Consider the following 13540-nt stretch of genomic DNA (forward strand, 5'->3'; position numbering starts at 1 on the left):
ATGCCGATGGGCGCCCTGCGCTACCCGCTGGCCTTGCTGGTGCTGGCCATGTCGAGCGGCTGCGCCGTCGTTGCGGTGACCGGCGCGGTGGTCAGCGCCGGCGTGGCGGTCGGCTCGGCGGCAGTCAGTACCGGGGTCGCGGTGACCAAGGGCGCCGTCAAGGTGGCTACGTATCCGTTCCGCGACAGCGATGAGGAAAAGGCCGCCAAGGCAAAGGCCGAGGCGCAAGACAAGGACTAGGCGCACGCCGGTCCTCGCCCAAGCTGAGCATCCCCTCTAATCTCTTGCGCTTTTCGGGGGTTTGCCGTGCAACCTGCGCTAAGATTCTCGTCACTGAATTTCAGCCACCCGAGGAGATACGATGAGTTTGCAGGAACAATTTGACCAGGCCTTGGCCGATTCCAAAAATCTGTCCGAGCGTCCGGATAACCAGACCTTGCTGAAGATTTATGCGCTGTACAAACAGGCGTCCGCAGGCGACACCGACGGCAACCGTCCCGGCATGACCGACTTCGTCGGGCGCGCCAAGTACGATGCCTGGGATGGTTTCAAGGGCACGTCCAAGGACGAGGCCATGCAGCAGTACGTCGACCTGATCGACGAATTGAAGGGCTGATCGCGCCCCTGTGACAGCACGGCGCGGCCGCTTCAGGCTGCGCCAAATACCGCCTTCATCTTTTCCATCACCTTCGCTTCGATCGCCGGCGCGAACGCACTCATCAAGAACCCCAGCCTGATATTCATTTCGACCTGCTGCGCTTCCACGGCCAGCGACCCGTGCACGCCGCTGCGCTCGAAATGCAGCACGTCGCCCTGCCATGCACAGTCCAGCCCATATTCGGCGGCAATCTTGTCGGCCACTTTCTGGGCCGCTTCACGGGCCTTGTTCGGTGTCAGGCGGTGTTCCTGAACGATGCTGATGTCAGCCATGACTTTCCTTGTTGTGTTTTTCGCGCACATGATACCTTGTTGAGCTCGGCCCGCCTAGTTTGCCGCCGGCGCGCCGCATCTGGCGCCGCCCGCGCTCCCGAGTCGCTCTATAATGCTTTTCGGCTACTTTTTATCGGAATCCCATGAGCGACATGCACCTCATCGCCGCGATCCTGTTCGGACTCGCCCTGGCTCATACCTTCGCCACCAAGAGTTTCGAGCGCCTGGCCGAGCGCTATCCGCGCCACGCCGGCCTGCTGCACTTCTTCGGCGAGGTCGAGGTCGTGTTCGGCCTGTGGGCGCTGGTGCTGATCCTGGCCATGGCCCTCGTCGTCGGCGGCAGCGCAGCGATCAGCTACGCCGAATCGCGTACCTACACCGAGCCGCTGTTCGTGTTCGTCATCATGGTGGTGGCCGCCTCGCGCCCGGTGCTCGAAGCGATCCGCGCCTTCATCGCCAGCCTGGCGCGCCTGGTGCCGCTGCGCACGCCGGTGGTCAATGTGTGGCTGTGCCTGGCGCTGGTGCCACTGCTCGGCTCGCTCATCACGGAACCGGCCGCCATGACCCTGGCCGCGCTGATGCTGGCGCCGCAGATTTTTCGCAAGGATATGCCGGAGCGGCTCAAGTACGCCGCACTCGGCGTGCTGTTTGTCAACGTCTCGATCGGCGGCACCCTGACCTCGTTCGCCGCCCCGCCGGTGCTGATGGTGGCCTCCACCTGGCACTGGGACAGCGCCTTCATGGCGTCCACCTTCGGCGGGCGCGCTGCCCTGGCGGTCACCATCAACGCCAGCGTGGTCACTGCCATGCTGCGCGGGCATATCGTCGAGGCGCCCGCGCCGGCGCCCGGCGCCGCCAGGGTGCCGCCGCTGGTGAGCGCGATCCACCTGGCCTTCCTGGCGGCGGTGGTCGCTTTTGCCCACCACCCGGTGATCTTCATCGGCCTGTTCCTGTTTTTTATCGGCTTCACCCACGCCTACGAAAAATACCAGAATCCCCTGATCCTCAAGGAAGGCTTGATGGTCGGCTTTTTCCTGGCAGGACTGGTGGTGCTGGGCGGCATGCAGCAATGGTGGCTGCAACCGCTCGTCTCCAGCCTGGGGCCAACCGCGCTGTTCTTCGGCGCCACCGCGCTGACCGCGATCACCGACAACGCCGCCCTCACCTACCTCGGGTCGCTGATCGTCGGCTTGTCCGACCAGGCCAAGTACATGCTGGTGGCCGGCGCGGTGGCCGGCGGCGGCCTGACCATCATCGCCAACGCCCCCAATCCGGCCGGCGCGGCGCTGGTGCGCGAGGGCTTCGAGGATGGATCGATCGGGGTTGGCGGCCTGCTGCTGGGCGCGCTGCCACCGACCATCGTGGCCATGATCATGTTCCTTCTGTAGCGGCGATTGTCGGTCCGGTTTGACGCGCATCAAACCCGCACGCCGTCATCAGGGCGACCATTTCTGTTCAGTTCGCTTTGGTGGCAGGAAAACAAGTCTTGGTTTTTGAGCAAAAAACGCCGTGTGCGCGGGTGCAACGACGCATTTGCTTATGTGGATTGCGTATAAGCCAAAAATTGTGGGAATAAGCGAATTGCCTTAAAATACAGTGCTTTGCCATGGTCGGCGTTTACCCTCGCCAGCGGCCCGCAGCACCCCTTTTCACTGATAGGACTGTTATGACCCACGTTGTCACCGAATCGTGCATCAGCTGTCGTTACACCGATTGCGTCGATGTATGCCCGGTAGATTGTTTCCGGGAAGGCCCGAATTTTCTGACGATCGATCCGGACGAGTGCATCGATTGCGCCGTCTGCGTGGCCGAATGTCCCGTCAACGCCATCTACGCGGAAGAAGATGTGCCGGCCGATCAGCAGCAGTTCATCAAGATCAACGTTGAACTGGCGCGCACCTGGCCATCCATCACCAAGACCAAACCGGCACTGCCGGAAGCGGAACAGTGGAAAGACGTCAAGGACAAGCTCGATCAGCTGATCCGTTAAGCCAGCCAGCAGCCCTGCCGGACCGCCCTCGCGGCCCGGCATTCCAGGTTCGCGCCAGCAAGATCATCTCCATCGTGGCACACTGTCGGCCATTCGCAGCAACGCTCAATGCACTGCTGCAAGCTGCACCCCACCCCAAAATCAACAGGAAGTAAGCGCATGACTATCATCGCCAACCATGAAGCAGGCAGCGTCGCTGCCAATAGTTCCTTTGCCGGTGCCATCGAGTCCGATGCCGTGATCATCGGCGCAGGCCCGGTCGGCTTGTTCCAGGTGTTCGAGCTCGGCTTGCTGGAAATTAAGGCCCATGTGATCGATTCGCTGCCGGCCGTGGGCGGTCAGTGCGTCGAACTGTATCCCGACAAGCCGATCTACGATATCCCGGCGGTGCCGGTGTGCACCGGCCAGGAATTGACCGACAACCTGCTCAAGCAGATCGAGCCGTTCGAGCCGACCTTCCACCTGAACCAGGAAGTGACCGTGGTGCAGCGCCGTGAAGACGGCCGCTTCAACGTCGAAACCTCGACCGGCACCCAGTTCATCACCAAGACCATCTTCATCGCGGCCGGCGTCGGCTCGTTCCAGGCGCGCACCATCAAGGTCGACGGCATCGAAGCGTTCGACGGCACCCAGGTCCACTACCGCGTCAAGGATCCAGGCCAGTTCGAAGGCAAGAACCTGGTCATTTGCGGCGGCGGCGATTCCGCGCTGGACTGGGCGCTGAACTTTGTCGGCAAGGCCGAATCGGTGGTGCTGCTGCACCGCCGCGAAGACTTCCGCGCCGCGCCGGCCTCGGTAGCCAAGATGAAGGCCCTGTGCGACGCCTACGAAATGCAGCTGATCATCGGCCAGGTCACCGGCTTCGATCAAAAAGACGGCAAGCTGAGCGAAGTAAAAGTCACCGGCGCCGACGGCGTCACCCGCCGCCTGCCGCTCGACATGCTGCTGGTGTTCTTCGGCCTGTCGCCGAAGCTCGGCCCGATCGCCGAATGGGGCCTGGACATTGAACGGCGCCAGCTCAAGGTGCAGAACACCGAAAAGTTCGAAACCAACGTGCCGGGTATTTTCGCCGTGGGCGACATCAACACCTATCCGGGCAAGAAGAAACTGATCCTGTCAGGCTTCCACGAAGCGGCCCTGGCTGCCTTCGGCGCGGCGCCCTACATCTTCCCGGACAAGAAGATCCACATGCAGTACACGACGACCTCGCCGAAACTGCACAAGATCCTCGGCGTCGAAACCCCGACCTTCGACTAAGCCGTATCAGTCTTGCAGCCACAACAGATGCCCCGCTCAGCCGGGGCATTTTTCATGCTGCGTTAGGTAGCTCATAAACGCGGCGCACCGTTGTGTGTTAAAACGGTGTATCAAACACGCTAGGCTTGCCTGAAACTGACAGCCGCGCTGGATTTCCAACAAGAATGCTAAATTGCAGGCGCGCCTTTCAAATGGCCTATAATTAATCCGCACACCTTACGCAAACGATTGCAAGGCAACGATTACAAAGAAGGAATATGTATGCTTTACCAATTGCACGAGATGCAACGCTCATTCCTGACGCCACTGATGCAGTGGGCCGACGCCTCTTCCAAACTGTTTTCCAATCCGGTGTCCCCGTTCGCGCACACCCCGTTCGCGCAGCGTATTGCCGCTGGCTACGAGCTGATGTACCGGCTCGGCAAGGACTACGAAAAACCGGCTTTCGACATCACATCGACCGTCCTCGACGGTGAAACTGTCGGCATCCTCGAACAGGTGGTGGTGACCCGCCCGTTCTGCCGCCTGCTGCATTTCAAGAAAGACCTGGGCGCCCAGGCCATCGAAAAACTGGACCAGCCGAAAGTGCTGCTGGTCGCGCCGCTGTCGGGCCACCATTCGACCCTGCTGCGCGATACCGTGCGCGGGCTGCTGACGCATCACGACGTGTACATCACCGACTGGACCGATGCGCGCATGGTGCCCCTGTCCGAAGGCGCCTTTCACCTGGACGACTATATCTTCTACGTGCAGGATTTTATCCGCCTGCTGGCACCCGATCTGCATGTCATTTCCGTGTGCCAGCCGACGGTGCCGGTACTGGCCGCGATCTCGCTGATGGCGACCGCCAAGGATCCGAAGCTGCCGAAAACCATGACCATGATGGGCGGCCCGATCGATCCGAGCAAATCGCCTACCGCGGTCAACGACCTGGCCATCGAAAAGCCGTTTTCGTGGTTCGAGAACACGGTGATCTACGCGGTGCCGGCCAACTATCCTGGCTTCGGACGCAAGGTGTATCCGGGCTTCCTGCAGCACGCCGGCTTCATCGCCATGAATCCGGGCCGCCACGCGCAGAGCCACCGCGAGTTCTACAACCACCTGGTGGCGGGCGACGACGAACCGGCAGAAGGCCATCGCCAGTTCTACAACGAGTACAACGCGGTGCTCGACATGCCGGCCGAATACTACCTGGACACCATCAAGACCGTGTTCCAGGAACACCGCCTGCCGAAGGGCACCTGGACTGTCGGCGGCAACCTGGTGCGTCCGCAAGACATCACCACGGTGGCGCTGTTCACGGTTGAAGGCGAGCTGGATGACATCTCCGGCGCCGGCCAGACCCAGGCTGCGCATGACCTGTGCAGCGGCATTCCGGCCGACATGCAGCAAGACTTCGTGGCGCCCAAATGCGGCCACTACGGCATCTTCTCGGGCCGCCGCTGGCGCGAAGTGATTTGCCCGAAGATCGGCGAGTTCATCCAGAAGCACGGCTGAGTCCCGCTCCCTCCTGAAAAATGCCGCACGCGGGTTGACTCCCACGCGCGGCATTTTTTTCGTCCGTGGCGGCGGGATGCGCGCCGGCGCGCCCGGTGCGGATCGCGGGCGGCGACTATAATGTCGCTTTCCCACCCTGCTTGCCCGCCGCCGCCGTGACCAAGACCCTGGCCGACCACATCGAAGACCTGCTGCCGCAGACCCAGTGCACCAAATGCGGGTATGCCGCCTGCCGCCCGTACGCGCAAGCGATCGCCGAGGGCACGGCCGACATCAACCAGTGCCCGCCGGGCGGCATCGAAGGCGTGGCGCGCCTGGCCGCGCTGACGGGACGCAAGGTCATTCCGATCAATCCGGCCAACGGCATCGAGCGTGCGCGCCCGCTGGCATTCATCGATGAAGCGCTGTGCATCGGCTGCACCCTGTGCATCCAGGCCTGCCCGGTGGACGCGATCCTGGGCGCGGCCAAGCAGATGCACACGATCCTGCCGAGTTTGTGCACCGGCTGCGACCTGTGCGTGGCGCCCTGCCCGGTCGACTGCATCAGCATGATGCCGGTGACGGGCGAGCGCACCGGCTGGGACGCATGGTCGCAGGAACAGGCTGATGCCGCGCGCGAGCGGCACGACTTCCGCACCGCGCGCCTGCGGCGCGAGCGCGAGGAAAACGATGCGCGCCTGGCCGCCAAGGCGGTTGCCAAGATGCAGGAAGTGACCGCGCAGCCGACCAACACGCCGGACGAAATCGCCGAGAAGGAGCGCAAGCGCGCCATCATCGCCGCCGCCATGGAACGCGCGCGCCAGAAGGCCGCGCCACCCGCAAAAGAATGATCGATGAATCCAGCCAAACGTTTTGAAATTTTCAGCCGCTTTCGCGCCGCCAATCCGCACCCGACCACGGAACTCGACTACACCACGCCGTTCGAACTGCTGATCGCGGTGCTGCTGTCGGCGCAAGCGACCGACGTGGGCGTGAACAAGGCCACGCGCCGCCTGTACCCGGTGGCCAATACGCCGGCCGCCATCCTGGCGCTGGGGATCGACGAACTGAAGTCGACCATCCAGACCATCGGCCTGTATCACACCAAGGCCAAGAACGTGATGGCCACCTGCCAGATGCTGATCGACCTGCACGGCGGCGAAGTGCCGCATTCGCGCGAGGCACTCGAAGCGTTGCCGGGCGTGGGACACAAGACCGCCAACGTGGTGCTCAATACGGCCTTCGGCGACCCGACCATCGCGGTCGATACGCATATTTTCCGGGTCTCGAACCGCACCGGCATCGCGCCCGGCAAGGATGTGGTGGTGGTCGAGCAAAAGCTGCTCAAGTTCGTGCCCAAGGAGTTTTTGCAGGATGCGCATCACTGGCTGATCCTGCACGGCCGCTACACCTGCATTGCGCGCAAGCCCTTGTGCTGGAACTGCATGATCGCCGATTTGTGCGAGTACAAGGCGAAAACGCCGGCGCCGGCGCTGAAGTAGCCGCGCGTTCCGGCGCGCGCCTGGTACGGCGGTTTCTGGAGGAATTCATGACGCAACACCCGGATCACCAGAGCGGCGCTGTACTGCGGGCCGTGCGCGCCGATATCACCACCTTGCAGGTGGACGCCATCGTCAACGCCGCCAACTCCTCCCTGCTCGGGGGCGGCGGCGTCGATGGCGCGATTCACCGCGCCGCCGGACCGGAGCTGGTGCACGAATGCCGCCTGCTCGGCGGCTGCAAAACCGGAGAGGCCAAGGCCACCAGGGCGTATCGCCTGCTTGCCAAGTGCATCATCCACACGGTCGGCCCGGTGTGGCGCGGCGGCGGCAGCGGCGAAGCGGCGCTGCTGGCGAGCTGCTACCGGCGCGCCATCGATATCGCCGCCGCGCGCGATCTGGCGTCGATTGCCTTCCCGGCGATCAGCACCGGCATTTACGGCTATCCGCTGGCACTGGCTGCGGGCACCGCGGTGGCCGCCGTGCGCGAAGCGCTGCTCACCGCACCGAGTCTTCGTGAAGTGGTGTTCTGCTGCTTTTCCGCCGACGATCTCGCGCTGTACGAGACTGCGCTCGGAACGAGTCCATGATCTCGTCCCAGTACGTAAGCCGTATCGCGCTGCAGCGCGAGCGTGTCGACTCGTTCGAGCGCTATCCATTCAGCTTGCCGGCCGTGCGTTCGCTGCACGAGCTGGAACTGGACCCCAAGGTGACGTTCCTCATCGGGGAAAACGGTTCCGGCAAATCGACCCTGCTCGAAGCGATTGCCGTGTCGCTCGGCTTCAATGCCGAAGGCGGCAGCAAAAACTTCAGGTTCGGTACGCGCCGTTCGCATTCGGCGCTGCACGAGTATCTGCGGGTGAGCAAAGGCTTTCGGCGCCCGCGTGACGGCTTCTTTTTACGCGCCGAGAGCTTCTTTAACGTCGCCACCGAAATCGAACATCTGGACGAAGGCTTTCCCGGCTTGCCACGCGTGATCGATTCTTACGGCGGCGTGTCACTGCACGAGCAGTCACACGGCGAATCGTTCCTGGCGCTGATGACCGAACGCTTCGGCGGCAAGGGCCTGTACATCCTCGACGAGCCGGAAGCGGCGCTGTCGCCGCAACGCCAGTTGGCCGTCCTCTCGCGCATGCACGATCTTGTGCTGGACGATTCGCAGTTTATCGTTGCAACCCACTCGCCGATCCTGATGGCCTACCCCGGGGCACGCATTTATCAGTGCGGCCCCAACGGCATTACCGATGTGACGTACCAGGACACTGAGCATTTCCAGGTGACGCGCAATTTTTTGCTCGACCCGGACCGCACCTTGCGCGAGCTGCTCAAACGCTAACCCTCAGGTCGGCGTGTCGACTTCGTCCCAGCCGGTGTGCTGGAAACGGATCAGCCAGTTGAGGGCATGATGGCGTTCCATGACCACGTCGGCATCGGCGCCAAATTCGGCACCGGTTTTTTTCAGGCGGATCTGGCGGATATGCCAGTGCAGGCGGTAGGTCTGGTCGAGCGCGTCGACAATGTCGGCGGCGCCACGCAGTTCAGGCCCGCGCATCTCGATCTGGCGCGCCACGGCGGCGGCGGTGTCGCATGGCGCATCCGGAAACGGCAGTTCATCGACCATGCCCAGTGCCCACTGCAGCACGTACAGGCTCTCGTAGCGCCACAGGAACTGCGCGCACTCATGCTCGGACGGCGATTCGAGCGCCAGGAAGGCGCGTTCCGCCGGCGACAGGCTGTCGTCCGCCAGCGGCATTTTATCCAGCAGGGTGGCGACCGGCATCGGCTCGCCCGCAGCCACCGATTCGGCGCGCAGGGCGACCAGCAGCAGGGCGCGCGCGCGGCCGATCACTTCGTCCCGGTCGCGCAGGGTCAGTTCTTCTTCGCACGCCAGTGGCGGCAAGCTCGCCGGCACCTCGATGGCGCGCGCCGCCAGCATCGCTTCGGTGGCGCTCTTGCGCGTCCACGCCTGCGCGGGGTACGGCACGCTTGCACCGGCGGCGGCCTGGCCATCGACGACGTTGATCAGGATATGGCCGTCGGGATCGCGCACGTGGCCATCGGGCGTGAACAGCAGCGCGTTCGATTCGCGCGCCCAGGCATGCAGCGCGGGCAGTTCGTCGTCGGCCACGGCCATGCTCAGGTGGTGCCGCACGCGCTGCAGGTGCAAGATCACATGGTACTTATCGCGCGACATGGCTTCCGTACCGCGGCTGTACACATAGCCGCAAAAGCCGTGCAGGTGCGTCAGCAGCTCGCCATCGGACAGGTCACGCCGCCCTTGCAGTTCGTGCGCAAAGGCCGGCTGCGCGATCGTATGGCGCGTGCAGTACACGTTGTACAAGGTGGTCGCGCCGGTGGGCGCGGCCGGGACCGGGCTTTGCGGGCGGGTGAAGAAGCGCTTGAGTGAATTGATCATGTGGTTCGGTGGAACGGTGACAAGAATGCCATGATACCGGGATGGCGCCGTTTTTGCCGAAACAACACGTTGCGCTAGTCCTCGATGGTGAGCAGGTTGCCGCTGCCGTCCACCGTGGCGGCGTAGCGCGTGCTCGATGGATCGAGCGCCGCCAGCCGCTGGCGCAGCCGCACCGCCGCTTCCTCCGTGCGGAACGCTTTTATCCGCCCCTTGCAATGACTGGCTCAGAAGTCATATTTTTTCCCCAATCCATAATGCCGCACCTTCTGGCGCAGGGTCGCCATGAAGCGGTCGTCGGGCAGGGCCATGGGACTGTGCTTGACCAAGGCGGCCGCCCTCTCGATGTCCGCGCGCGCCTCCTCTTTGCGTCCAAGCGCCTCGAACGCCTGCGCGCGCTTCAGGTACACGAAGGGAAACTCGGGCTGGAGCGGGATCGCCACGCCGAAGGCCTTGAGCGCCTCGTCATGGCGCCCGAGTTCCGCCAGGGTCCAGCCCAGGTGGTACTGGGTCATCATGGTGGGGCCGCCGGCAGCGGCATCGATCTTTTCGGCGGCCCGCAACTGGGCAAGGCTGTCTTCGTAACGCACCACGCGCCGCAGATACGAGGCGTAGTTGACGAATTCACCGGGCGTTCGCGGCGCCTCGACGGTGAACGACGCTTCCTGGTCGCGCACGGCGGCCTGGTTTTGCTCAAGGTTGAAATAGGCCGATGCCCGCATTTGCAAGGCCTGGCGCCGCTGGCCCTTGCCCAGGCCAGGCTGGCCCAGGCAATCGGACAGCAGCTTGACCGACTGACCATACTGGCCGAAGCGCCAGGCGCTTTCGCCCTGGCCGCAAGACGCCGCCGCCGCCGCAATCCCCGTTTGGGCGATCAGGCCGGACAGCAGCAGCAGGCGAATGCAGGAAGGCATGGCAGCGCCAATGATGAATGGGCTGCCCGGTTCAGAGCAGGACCAGGTTATCGCGGTGGATCAGTTCCGGGCCTTCGAGGAAGCCGAGCAGTTTTTCGATTTCGGACGAGGGCTTGCGCAGGATGCGGCGCGCTTCGCTGCTGGTGTAGTTGGACAGGCCGCGCGCCACTGGCGTACCGTCTTCGGCCAGGCAGGTGATGACGGCGCCGCGTCCGAATTCGCCGCGCACTTCGATCACGCCGATCGGCAGCAGCGACTTGCCCTCTTTCGACAGCTTCTGCACGGCGCCGGCATCGAGCACCACCTTGCCGGCGGTGTGCAGATGGTCCGACATCCACTGCTTGCGCGCGGTCAGGCGCCCGGTCTGGGCGCGCAGCTGGGTGCCGATCGCTTCGCCGCCGGCCAGGCGCGTGAGCACGTCGCTGTCGCGGCCCCAGGCGATGATGGTGTGCGCGCCCGATCCGGCGGCGCGCTTGGCGGCCAGGATCTTGGTCAGCATGCCGCCACGCCCGATGCTGCTGCCGGCGCCGCCGGCCATCGCTTCGAGCGCCGGGTCGCCCGCGTCGCCCTCGGCGATCAGCACCGCTTGCGGGTCCTTGCGCGGATCGGCGCTGTACAGGCCATGCTGGTCGGTGAGGATGACCAGGGCGTCGGCTTCGATCAGGTTGGCCACCAGCGCACCCAGGGTGTCGTTGTCGCCGAACTTGATCTCGTCGGTGACCACGGTATCGTTCTCGTTGATGATCGGGACCACGCCCAGGCGCAGCAGGGTGGTGAGCGTGGAGCGCGCGTTCAGGTAGCGTTCGCGGTCGGCCAGGTCGGCGTGGGTGAGCAGCACCTGGGCCGTGCCCAGGCCGTGCGCGCGAAAGCTGGTTTCGTAGATCTGCGCGAGACCCATCTGGCCGACTGCGGCGCAGGCCTGCAGTTCGTGGATATCGGTCGGACGCTTCTCGAAGCCCAGGCGCAGCATGCCTTCGGCGATGGCGCCGGAGCTGACCATCACGACTTCCTTGCCGAGGGCGCGCAGGGCGGCGATTTGCGCGGCCCAGCGCGCGATGGCGGCGTGATCGAGCCCGCGCCCGTCATTGGTGACGAGCGAGGAGCCGACTTTGATGATGATGCGGGTGGCGGTCTGGATGACGGAGTTCATGGGGCGGCGGCTCTTAAGCGCGGGCGCAAGGCAAGCAGCAGAAGGCCTGCCGCCAGTTCGATCCCGCAAACGACTAACAACAATCCCTGGGGCAGGCCGATGGCGAAGGCCGCGACAAAGCGGCCGGCCGGCTGCGCCAGGACGAACAATGCGGTGATATCGCCGAGGACAGGCTGGTCGGCCTGCCTTGCTGCCAGCAGCGCCAGGGCCGCTGTAGCTGCCCTCACGCCGACATACATGGCGAAGAACTGGCTGTAGCCGTTCACGCCAACGAGAAACACGCCCATGGCAATCGCCACCCGGTCCGGATTCAGCAAGGCCGCTAGTGCGGCCAGCGAACTGGCAAGGGCGATCGCATTCAGAAGCTGCGTGCGCAGCTTCTGCTTAAGCACGGGTACTGCCAATTTTAGTCGAGAATCTTGAAGCGCGGATCGTCCGGATCGATCGACGCAATGCCGCGTGCTTCTTCGGTCATCTGCGTTTCTTCGGCGCGGTGCTCGCTCTTCTTGACGGTCTCGAGGTGCAGGTAGATGGCGTTGACCAGCTCCGGGCAGCCTTCATGGCTCAAAGCCGAAATCTCGAACACAGGACCCTTCCAGGCCATGCGCTTGACGAAATCCTTGACCAGCTTCTTGCGGTCTTCTTCCGGCACCACATCGAGCTTGTTCAAGACGAACCAGCGCGGCTTGTCGACCAGCGACTCGTCGTACTTTTCGAGTTCCTTGATCAGGGCCTTGGCTTCCTTGACCGGATCGACATTGGTCTCGAACGGGGCCATGTCGACGATGTGCAGCAGCAAGCCGGTACGCTGCAAGTGACGCAGGAACTGGTGGCCCAGGCCCGCGCCTTCGGAGGCGCCTTCGATCAGGCCGGGAATGTCGGCGATCACGAAGCTCTTCTCGTGCGAGACGCGCACCACGCCCAGGTTCGGGTGCAGGGTCGTAAACGGATAGTCGGCGATCTTCGGCTTGGCGTTGGACACGGCCGTGATGAAGGTCGACTTGCCGGCGTTCGGCATGCCCAACAGGCCCACGTCGGCCAGGACTTTGAGTTCCAGGCGCAGCTCGCGCCGCTCGCCTTCCTTGCCTTCGGTCTTTTGACGCGGGGCGCGGTTGGTGGAGGACTTGAAGTGGATATTGCCCCAGCCGCCCTCGCCGCCCTTGGCCAGCAGTTCGGTCTGGCCGTGTTCGGTCAAGTCGGCGATGATTTCGCCGTTGTTGTTATCGACGATCAAGGTGCCGACCGGCATGCGCATGTAGATGTCTTCCGCGCCCTTGCCGTAGCAATCGGCGCCGCGTCCCGGCTCGCCGTCCCGGCCTTTGTGCATTTTGGAGTAACGGAAGTCGACCAGGGTGTTGATGTTGCGATCCGCAACCGCCCAGATGGAACCACCCTTGCCGCCGTCACCGCCGTCCGGGCCGCCGAAAGGCCGGAATTTCTCGCGACAGAACGATGCGCAGCCATTGCCGCCGTCGCCGGCGATGACCTCGATTTTTGCTTCGTCGATAAACTTCATATTTTGTGCCGCCCTAAAACTAAAAAGGCTCTACCGTGGGCAGAGCCTTTCAATGGAAGGCTTGCGCCTTACAAATGTGCGCCATGACAGCGCGGATACAACTTACGCTGCGACTGCTGCTGGAGCTGGGTCGTTAGCAACAACGGTAACGAACTGCTTCGAGCCTGCGCCCTTGACCACGAACTTCACCTTGCCGTCGACCAGCGCGAACAGGGTGTGATCCTTGCCGGTGCCGACGTTTTCGCCTGCGCGCACTGGGGTGCCGCGCTGACGGATGATGATGCCGCCGGCATTGATGGCCTGGCCGCCGTAGACTTTAACGCCAAGGCGTTTTGATTCTGAGTCACGGCCATTGCGCGTTGTGCCGCCGCCTTTTTTGTGTGCCATTTAAATAC

The 13540-nt window shown here is 63.6% G+C and carries 17 protein-coding genes; 10 read left to right on the forward strand and 7 right to left on the reverse strand.

What is annotated here, in order from left to right; genetic code table 11:
• Both F2P44_RS09620 and F2P44_RS09625 read left to right on the forward strand, forming a co-directional pair.
• The gene (locus F2P44_RS09620) at positions 1-240 is read left to right on the forward strand and encodes a hypothetical protein (RefSeq protein ID WP_229423476.1); all 240 of its coding nucleotides are present in this window, start codon (positions 1-3) and stop codon (positions 238-240) included.
• 121 nt (positions 241-361) lie between these two features.
• Positions 362-616 carry an acyl-CoA-binding protein gene (locus F2P44_RS09625; protein ID WP_167086478.1) on the forward strand — a complete coding sequence of 85 codons (255 nt, stop codon included), beginning with the start codon at positions 362-364 and terminating at the stop codon, positions 614-616.
• A 32-nt stretch (positions 617-648) separates the two neighbouring features.
• On the opposite strand, the gene F2P44_RS09630 is transcribed toward F2P44_RS09625, so the two are convergent.
• A complete protein-coding gene (locus F2P44_RS09630; protein WP_167086479.1) occupies positions 649-930 on the reverse strand; it encodes a polyhydroxyalkanoic acid system family protein in 282 nt (93 codons plus the stop codon).
• A gap of 143 nt (positions 931-1073) precedes the next feature.
• Between F2P44_RS09630 and F2P44_RS09635 the strand changes: the two genes are divergently transcribed.
• The 8 genes from F2P44_RS09635 to F2P44_RS09670 all read left to right on the forward strand — a co-directional run bounded on the left by F2P44_RS09635 (position 1074) and on the right by F2P44_RS09670 (position 8488).
• Positions 1074-2318, forward strand: a complete 1245-nt coding sequence (locus F2P44_RS09635; RefSeq protein ID WP_167086480.1) for a putative Na+/H+ antiporter — start codon at positions 1074-1076, stop codon at positions 2316-2318.
• 278 nt (positions 2319-2596) lie between these two features.
• Complete coding sequence (fdxA, locus tag F2P44_RS09640; protein ID WP_167086481.1) at positions 2597-2920, forward strand: ferredoxin FdxA; 324 nt, start codon at positions 2597-2599, stop codon at positions 2918-2920.
• Positions 2921-3079: 159 nt separating this feature from the next.
• The gene (locus F2P44_RS09645; RefSeq protein ID WP_187363277.1) at positions 3080-4177 is read left to right on the forward strand and encodes an NAD(P)/FAD-dependent oxidoreductase; all 1098 of its coding nucleotides are present in this window, start codon (positions 3080-3082) and stop codon (positions 4175-4177) included.
• A 261-nt stretch (positions 4178-4438) separates the two neighbouring features.
• The gene (locus F2P44_RS09650; protein WP_167086482.1) at positions 4439-5674 is read left to right on the forward strand and encodes a polyhydroxyalkanoate depolymerase; all 1236 of its coding nucleotides are present in this window, start codon (positions 4439-4441) and stop codon (positions 5672-5674) included.
• Between the two features lie 155 nt (positions 5675-5829).
• A complete protein-coding gene (gene rsxB / locus F2P44_RS09655; protein ID WP_167086483.1) occupies positions 5830-6504 on the forward strand; it encodes an electron transport complex subunit RsxB in 675 nt (224 codons plus the stop codon).
• A 3-nt stretch (positions 6505-6507) separates the two neighbouring features.
• Positions 6508-7155, forward strand: a complete 648-nt coding sequence (nth, locus tag F2P44_RS09660; protein WP_167086484.1) for an endonuclease III — start codon at positions 6508-6510, stop codon at positions 7153-7155.
• Between the two features lie 47 nt (positions 7156-7202).
• Positions 7203-7742: an O-acetyl-ADP-ribose deacetylase gene (locus F2P44_RS09665; protein ID WP_167086485.1), complete on the forward strand. Its 540-nt coding sequence runs from the start codon at positions 7203-7205 to the stop codon at positions 7740-7742.
• Positions 7739-8488: an AAA family ATPase gene (locus F2P44_RS09670; RefSeq protein ID WP_167086486.1), complete on the forward strand. Its 750-nt coding sequence runs from the start codon at positions 7739-7741 to the stop codon at positions 8486-8488. The genes F2P44_RS09665 and F2P44_RS09670 overlap by 4 nt, the downstream gene beginning before the upstream one ends.
• Before the next feature lie 3 nt (positions 8489-8491).
• Here the strand turns inward: F2P44_RS09670 and F2P44_RS09675 are convergent, their stop codons facing one another.
• The 6 genes from F2P44_RS09675 to rpmA all read right to left on the reverse strand — a co-directional run bounded on the left by F2P44_RS09675 (position 8492) and on the right by rpmA (position 13532).
• Positions 8492-9568 (reverse strand): DUF4272 domain-containing protein, encoded by a 1077-nt coding sequence (locus F2P44_RS09675; RefSeq protein WP_167086487.1) that lies wholly within the window; start codon positions 9566-9568, stop codon positions 8492-8494.
• Positions 9569-9792: 224 nt separating this feature from the next.
• Positions 9793-10479, reverse strand: a complete 687-nt coding sequence (locus F2P44_RS09680) for a tetratricopeptide repeat protein (protein WP_167086488.1) — start codon at positions 10477-10479, stop codon at positions 9793-9795.
• A gap of 31 nt (positions 10480-10510) precedes the next feature.
• Entirely contained in the window at positions 10511-11629 is a 1119-nt protein-coding gene (proB, locus tag F2P44_RS09685) for a glutamate 5-kinase (protein WP_167086489.1), read from the reverse strand.
• Positions 11626-12021 (reverse strand): hypothetical protein, encoded by a 396-nt coding sequence (locus tag F2P44_RS09690; protein ID WP_370662661.1) that lies wholly within the window; start codon positions 12019-12021, stop codon positions 11626-11628. The genes proB and F2P44_RS09690 overlap by 4 nt, the downstream gene beginning before the upstream one ends.
• A gap of 14 nt (positions 12022-12035) precedes the next feature.
• A complete protein-coding gene (gene obgE, locus F2P44_RS09695) occupies positions 12036-13145 on the reverse strand; it encodes a GTPase ObgE (protein WP_167086491.1) in 1110 nt (369 codons plus the stop codon).
• 102 nt (positions 13146-13247) lie between these two features.
• Complete coding sequence (gene rpmA / locus F2P44_RS09700) at positions 13248-13532, reverse strand: 50S ribosomal protein L27 (protein ID WP_167086492.1); 285 nt, start codon at positions 13530-13532, stop codon at positions 13248-13250.
• Between the last annotated feature and the right edge of the window lie 8 nt (positions 13533-13540).

It is taken from the genome of Massilia frigida, assembly GCF_011682175.1.
Classification (GTDB): domain Bacteria; phylum Pseudomonadota; class Gammaproteobacteria; order Burkholderiales; family Burkholderiaceae_D; genus Telluria_A; species Telluria_A frigida.

Coding starts and splice junctions, on each gene's coding strand:
- F2P44_RS09635 (WP_167086480.1), top strand. CDS start 1,074: ATGAGCGACATGCACCTCATCGCCGCGATCCTGTTCGGACTCGCCCTG.
- fdxA (WP_167086481.1), top strand. CDS start 2,597: ATGACCCACGTTGTCACCGAATCGTGCATCAGCTGTCGTTACACCGAT.
- F2P44_RS09650 (WP_167086482.1), top strand. CDS start 4,439: ATGCTTTACCAATTGCACGAGATGCAACGCTCATTCCTGACGCCACTG.
- nth (WP_167086484.1), top strand. CDS start 6,508: ATGAATCCAGCCAAACGTTTTGAAATTTTCAGCCGCTTTCGCGCCGCC.
- F2P44_RS09620 (WP_229423476.1), top strand. CDS start 1: ATGCCGATGGGCGCCCTGCGCTACCCGCTGGCCTTGCTGGTGCTGGCC.
- F2P44_RS09645 (WP_187363277.1), top strand. CDS start 3,080: ATGACTATCATCGCCAACCATGAAGCAGGCAGCGTCGCTGCCAATAGT.
- obgE (WP_167086491.1), bottom strand. CDS start 13,145: ATGAAGTTTATCGACGAAGCAAAAATCGAGGTCATCGCCGGCGACGGC.
- F2P44_RS09675 (WP_167086487.1), bottom strand. CDS start 9,568: ATGATCAATTCACTCAAGCGCTTCTTCACCCGCCCGCAAAGCCCGGTC.
- F2P44_RS09670 (WP_167086486.1), top strand. CDS start 7,739: ATGATCTCGTCCCAGTACGTAAGCCGTATCGCGCTGCAGCGCGAGCGT.
- proB (WP_167086489.1), bottom strand. CDS start 11,629: ATGAACTCCGTCATCCAGACCGCCACCCGCATCATCATCAAAGTCGGC.
- F2P44_RS09625 (WP_167086478.1), top strand. CDS start 362: ATGAGTTTGCAGGAACAATTTGACCAGGCCTTGGCCGATTCCAAAAAT.
- F2P44_RS09665 (WP_167086485.1), top strand. CDS start 7,203: ATGACGCAACACCCGGATCACCAGAGCGGCGCTGTACTGCGGGCCGTG.
- rpmA (WP_167086492.1), bottom strand. CDS start 13,532: ATGGCACACAAAAAAGGCGGCGGCACAACGCGCAATGGCCGTGACTCA.
- F2P44_RS09630 (WP_167086479.1), bottom strand. CDS start 930: ATGGCTGACATCAGCATCGTTCAGGAACACCGCCTGACACCGAACAAG.
- F2P44_RS09680 (WP_167086488.1), bottom strand. CDS start 10,479: ATGCCTTCCTGCATTCGCCTGCTGCTGCTGTCCGGCCTGATCGCCCAA.